This is a genomic window from Helicobacter pylori (assembly GCF_011140715.1).
Lineage (GTDB): Bacteria > Campylobacterota > Campylobacteria > Campylobacterales > Helicobacteraceae > Helicobacter > Helicobacter pylori_DA.
In genome coordinates this window covers 1-4,798 of record NZ_SFZZ01000070.1, presented here as the reverse complement: position 1 = coordinate 4,798, position 4,798 = coordinate 1, and the positions used below count along the sequence as shown (strand labels likewise).

At 38.7% G+C, this 4,798-nt stretch carries 5 protein-coding genes and 2 pseudogenes; 1 reads left to right on the top strand and 6 read right to left on the bottom strand.

Annotation, left to right across the window (positions count from 1 at the left end; all coding sequences use genetic code 11):
• Positions 1–85 precede the first annotated feature (85 nt).
• The 3 genes from EWZ81_RS06935 to EWZ81_RS06925 are packed head-to-tail and all read right to left on the bottom strand — an operon-like array spanning position 86 to position 2,692.
• Entirely contained in the window at positions 86–853 is a 768-nt protein-coding gene (locus tag EWZ81_RS06935) for an ABC transporter ATP-binding protein (RefSeq protein WP_000242354.1), read from the bottom strand.
• Positions 853–1,833 (bottom strand): FecCD family ABC transporter permease, encoded by a 981-nt coding sequence (locus EWZ81_RS06930; RefSeq protein WP_000921461.1) that lies wholly within the window; start codon positions 1,831–1,833, stop codon positions 853–855. The genes EWZ81_RS06935 and EWZ81_RS06930 overlap by 1 nt, the downstream gene beginning before the upstream one ends.
• Positions 1,826–2,692 (bottom strand): SDR family oxidoreductase, encoded by an 867-nt coding sequence (locus tag EWZ81_RS06925; protein ID WP_165549471.1) that lies wholly within the window; start codon positions 2,690–2,692, stop codon positions 1,826–1,828. The genes EWZ81_RS06930 and EWZ81_RS06925 overlap by 8 nt, the downstream gene beginning before the upstream one ends.
• Before the next feature lie 139 nt (positions 2,693–2,831).
• On the opposite strand from EWZ81_RS06925, the gene EWZ81_RS06920 reads away from it, so the two are divergent.
• Complete coding sequence (locus EWZ81_RS06920) at positions 2,832–3,356, top strand: acyl-CoA thioesterase (RefSeq protein ID WP_001135603.1); 525 nt, start codon at positions 2,832–2,834, stop codon at positions 3,354–3,356.
• 194 nt (positions 3,357–3,550) lie between these two features.
• Here the strand turns inward: EWZ81_RS06920 and vapD are convergent.
• The 3 genes and pseudogenes from vapD to EWZ81_RS06910 all read right to left on the bottom strand — a co-directional run.
• Positions 3,551–3,688, bottom strand: a pseudogene (gene vapD, locus EWZ81_RS08750) (endoribonuclease VapD); the annotation flags it as partial.
• Positions 3,673–3,899, bottom strand: a pseudogene (locus EWZ81_RS08525) (type II toxin-antitoxin system RelE/ParE family toxin). The pseudogenes EWZ81_RS08525 and vapD, both read right to left, overlap by 16 nt.
• Positions 3,900–3,912: 13 nt before the next feature.
• Positions 3,913–4,200 (bottom strand): type II toxin-antitoxin system antitoxin, encoded by a 288-nt coding sequence (locus tag EWZ81_RS06910; protein WP_165549282.1) that lies wholly within the window; start codon positions 4,198–4,200, stop codon positions 3,913–3,915.
• Positions 4,201–4,798: the final 598 nt, after the last annotated feature.

Genomic DNA, 4,798 nt, shown 5'->3' with positions numbered 1-4,798 from the left:
AACAGATGCGCTAATTTTCACATAAACTCCTTGAAAATAAAAATAAACGAAACATTATAACTCAAAAATCCCCTATTTTCAACCCCTACAACGCATACACCACAAGCTTATCATCATGCCAGATCGCTTCTAGGGGCGTGTCATAGAGCACGCTTAAATTGTGTGAAGTCATAGCGATTGGCGTGGAAGCTTGCAAAAAAAGTTTTTTATCTTTGAGCATGACCACATGCGTGGAGTGTCTGGCAACCAAATTGGGATCATGGATATTGACTAAAACGCTCAATTCTCGCTTTTTCATCTCATCTTTAATCGCATCAAAAAAAAGGGCTTGGTTTTTTAAATCTAAAGCACTCGTAGGCTCATCTAGTAACAATAAGGGCGTTCTTTGCAACAAACTTCTGGCTAAAAGCACCATTTGCCTCTGACCGCCGGACAAATCATTAATGCCTTGATCTTTTAAAGACTCTAAATCCAAGCGCTCTAAAACGCTAGTCGCTTCTTTAATGTGCTTGGCTTTAGGCATAGCGAACAAATTCAAATGCGTCGCTTTCCCCATTAAGACAAAATCCAACACGCTGAAATTGAACGCATAATATTCCACTTGGGGGATATAAGCGATTAGTTTGGCTTTTTCATAAGGCTTTAAGGGTAAAATATCTTTGTTACACGCTTTAATTTCGGTTTCTTCTAAAGGCTTCAAAAGCCCTAAAAGGCATTTTAAAAGCGTGGTTTTACCGGAGCCATTAGGCGCTAAAATGCTTGTAATGCTGTTTTTTGGCACGCTAAAACTCAATTTATCTAAAATGAGTTTTTGAGAATATTTAAAGGACAGGTTTTTAACTTCTAAGACCATCACACCCCCCTAGTCCTGAATAAAAGCCACAAGAAGAAAGGCGCTCCTAAAACGCTTGTCGCAATGCCTACCGGTAAATCATAGGGGGTAATGGTTTTAGCCACCACATCCGCTAAAAGCAAGAAAAACGCCCCCATTAATAAAGAGCTTAAAAGCAATTTTTGTAAATTCGCCCCAAAAAACAACCTCGCCACATGCGGAATGACTAACCCAATCCAGCCGATCGTGCCGGACACGCTCACCGCTAAAGCACTCGCAACGCTCACGCACACCAAACAAAGCGATCGCAACAGCACCGGGTTAATGCCCAAACTCAAACTTTGCGCATCGCTCAAGCTCAATAAATTGATGCGCCACCTTAACAAAAAGAGAGGGATAAAGCCTAAAGACAGCCCTATGAAAGCGATCAAGCAATCCTTATAACTGCTTAAAGACAAGCTCCCTAAAAGCCACACGACAATCGCTTGCGCTTTTTGGGGGATCACAAAGAATTTTATCGCCCCGGCTAAGGCGCTTAAAAACGCGCTCAACACCACCCCTGAAAGCACCAACGAAAGGACGGAATTGCCTAAAACCCTATTCATCGCTAAGACAGCAAGGCTGGCTAAAATCGCCCCAAAGAACGCTAAAATCGCAATATTAGACTCCACTACCGCTATCGCCATCGCCACGCCTAGCATCGCTCCGCTAGAAATCCCTAGTAAAAAGGGATCGACTAAGGGGTTTCTAAAAATCGTTTGCATCACCACCCCACTCCCGGACAAACTCGCCCCCACTAAGAGCGCTAAAATCACTCGTGGTAATCGTATTTCTAAAATAATAACACTTAAAGAGCTCAGTTCTTCATTGTGCAAAAAGTGGTTTTTCACATTCAGGCACACTTCTTGCCATTCTTCCAAACTCAAGGACTCCCCTCCAAACAACAGCACCACCACCGCTAAAATCACACAAGCTAAGGCAATATGATAGGTTTTAAGCATCACGCTTCCTTTTAAGAACAACTAATCTAAACAAAGAATCATACCAACTACTCGGGAGGATTTGATACAACGCCAACAACAATTGGGTTTTTAAGCCGATCAAATAACGGGCCTTGATTTTTTGACTCATACTAAGAAAAACGATTTTTTGCGCCACTTCTTTAGCGTTTAAGGCGTTTTGATACACGCCAGAATAAAAGCTTTTAGCCGCATTCACTTCCAAAGCATAAACGCTATCTTTCCGCTCATCGTTTTCAAAAGCGGTTTTTTCCCAATTGCTTTTCACCGGGCCTGGCTCAATCAAACACACTTGAACGTTAAAGGGTTTAAGCTCTAAACGCAAGGCATCGCTGTAAGCTTCTAATGCATGCTTACTCGCACTGTAATGGCCTAAAAAGAGCATGCTCACACGCCCCGCTATGGAAGAAAGATTGAAAATCTTAGAGTAGGGCTTATTTTTTAATAAGGGCAAACAAAACTGCACCACTTCACAAAGAGCGAAAAAATTCACGCCAAATTGTTTTTTAACCTCTTCAATGGGCGTGTCTTCTACGCTCCCAAACACCCCATAACCGGCGGAATTGATCAAAACATCGCAATGATCTTCTTTAGCGCTGATGTTTGAAAACACTTCTTTTAAAGCGTTAGAATCGCTCACATCAATATCAATGCTCTCGCATAACGCATGGTTTAACGCCACGCACAAAGTCGCATGCCTAGAGAGTGCATAGACTTTATACCCTTGATCTAACAGCATTAACGCGCACTCTAACCCAATCCCAGAACTCGCCCCTGTGATAACCGCCACCTTTTGGCTTTCTTTTTTCTCTTTTTTCCCTTCTTTCTCTTCAACGCCCATTATTTAACGCTAACCCTCTTATTATTTTTCTAATGCCTCTAATATTCACTTAATATTACTTAATTTTTACTAATATATAGTTCTTGGAATGTTTTTTACAAAAAACATTTTTAACACCAATTTTAATTAAGGAGAAGCAATGCCTCAAATACAATCATCGCATTCCAATCATTTTGATTTCACTATAGACACAGCGGATCGCACTAAATTATTGATGAGCTATTTAGTCGTGCCTACAACCGCTAATTTCAACAACGTCATGCATGGGGGGGAATTATTGAATTTGTTGGATAAAGTGGCTTATGTGTGTTCGACTCGTTATTGCGCTAAAGGAACGGTCACTTTAAGCGTGGATGGGGTTACTTTTAAATACCCCATTCCTGTAGGGAATTTGCTCACTTTTTTAGCCAGCATCAATTATGTGGGCAACACCTCGTGCGAAGTGGGCATTAAGGTTTTGAGCGAAGACATTAAGACTCGTGAAATCACGCACACGAATTCATGTTATTTCACCATGGTGGCTGTGGAAAATGGCAAACCCACCCCCATGCCTAAATACGAGCCTAAAACAGAGGTTGAAATCCGCCGCTATGAAGGGGCTTTGAAGCGTAAAGAAATGCGCACACGAGGGTATTTGAAAAGCGGGAAACACGAGGGTGTGTGAAGCAAAAAAGCGTAAGCGGTGTTTCAACCCTAAATTTATCCCTAAAAGGGGGGTAGTTGGTTTGAGCGGTTGGTTTAAGCGTTATAAGAGGTTTGGGTGGATTAAAACAGCTCGCTGTGACTGCCTAGTCTTACTAAAAAAAGCGTTGCTTTTCACTCTATAAGTGCCAAGAATTTTAAAAATTTGGCTAAACGCTAGGATTTCACAATCTCAGTAAAATCGCTAAAGTCCTCTACCTTAAACGCTCTAATATCCCTAACAGACTTTTTAAACCACTCAATTTGAGAAAGTTTATTGATCGCTTTATAGACTTGCACTAGAGTGTTTTCTTGTTTTTTAAATAGACAAGCAATAAATCCGGTTTTAGGTGGCATTCCCTAAAATCTTTTATAAAGCGCCTTTGAGTGGGTGGTCTTTGTATTTGGGTTCTAGGGGTTGCTCTGTGGCTAAATTTCCAACCACTTTATATAAAAGCTTTAAATCATTTTTAACAAGAATTTTAAGATCCTTATCAAATTTTTTACTGGTTTCAATCATCAGCATTTTTAAATCTCATTTATAAGTTTTCACAATGTTTTTTAAAATCCTCTACGCTTTTAAAACAAAAGTGGTTCTTGGTGTCTTTAGCCCTTGCTAAGATTTCTCGCTCTTCTTCTATGGTGTATCCATTTTCGGTTAAGTTTAGCGCTTTAAATTGGAGCGCTTTTTTAATCCTTTGTTTTTGAGTTTGAATTTCTTTCAATTTTTCTAACGCTCTTTTTTGCTTAACCTTGATAGAATTTAAAAAATTAAAAAGCTGTTTTTGGCTGTATTTTGTGTAATCTTTGTTGGTGGTATTTGGCATATTTTATTCCTTTAAAATATAAGATCAGTTCATTATAGCGCAAGCGATAGAGCAAGATTAAAAAGGCTAGAAAAATCAAAAACTTTGTTTTGTGAAAAAACTTAAAAAAACAGATGAAAAATCAGTGAAAAACTTAAAGAATAAAAACTTAAAGATTAAAAAAATAAAAGTTCTGTGAGTGAAAAATAATCGTTTTAGCTCTCATTTTGTTGTAAAAATCATTTTATTAAAGTTTCGTTTTCTTAAAGTTTTATTTTATTCTCTTAAAGAGATAGGAAGCATTTGAAACCATTCTCCCCCTTTTAATCTCCAACTTAATCCCCCTAATATAAAGAAGCGCTTTTTAAAAACTATCGCTTAAATTAGTATCAAGTTTTCCACTAACCAAATCGTCAAAAACGCTAAAAAAGATTTTTCATCAAAATCCCCCAAAAATAAAAACTTAAAAAGCGGGTTAAAAAATCAGAAAAAAGAAAAGGATCAAAACCCCCCCAAAAAAAGAAATCCCTTAAAAAAGAAAGTTTAAAACAAACCCCCCCAAAAAAGAGGGTTAAAAAAGGGGGTTCCACAAAGGGCTAAATGTCAATAAGCGAACACG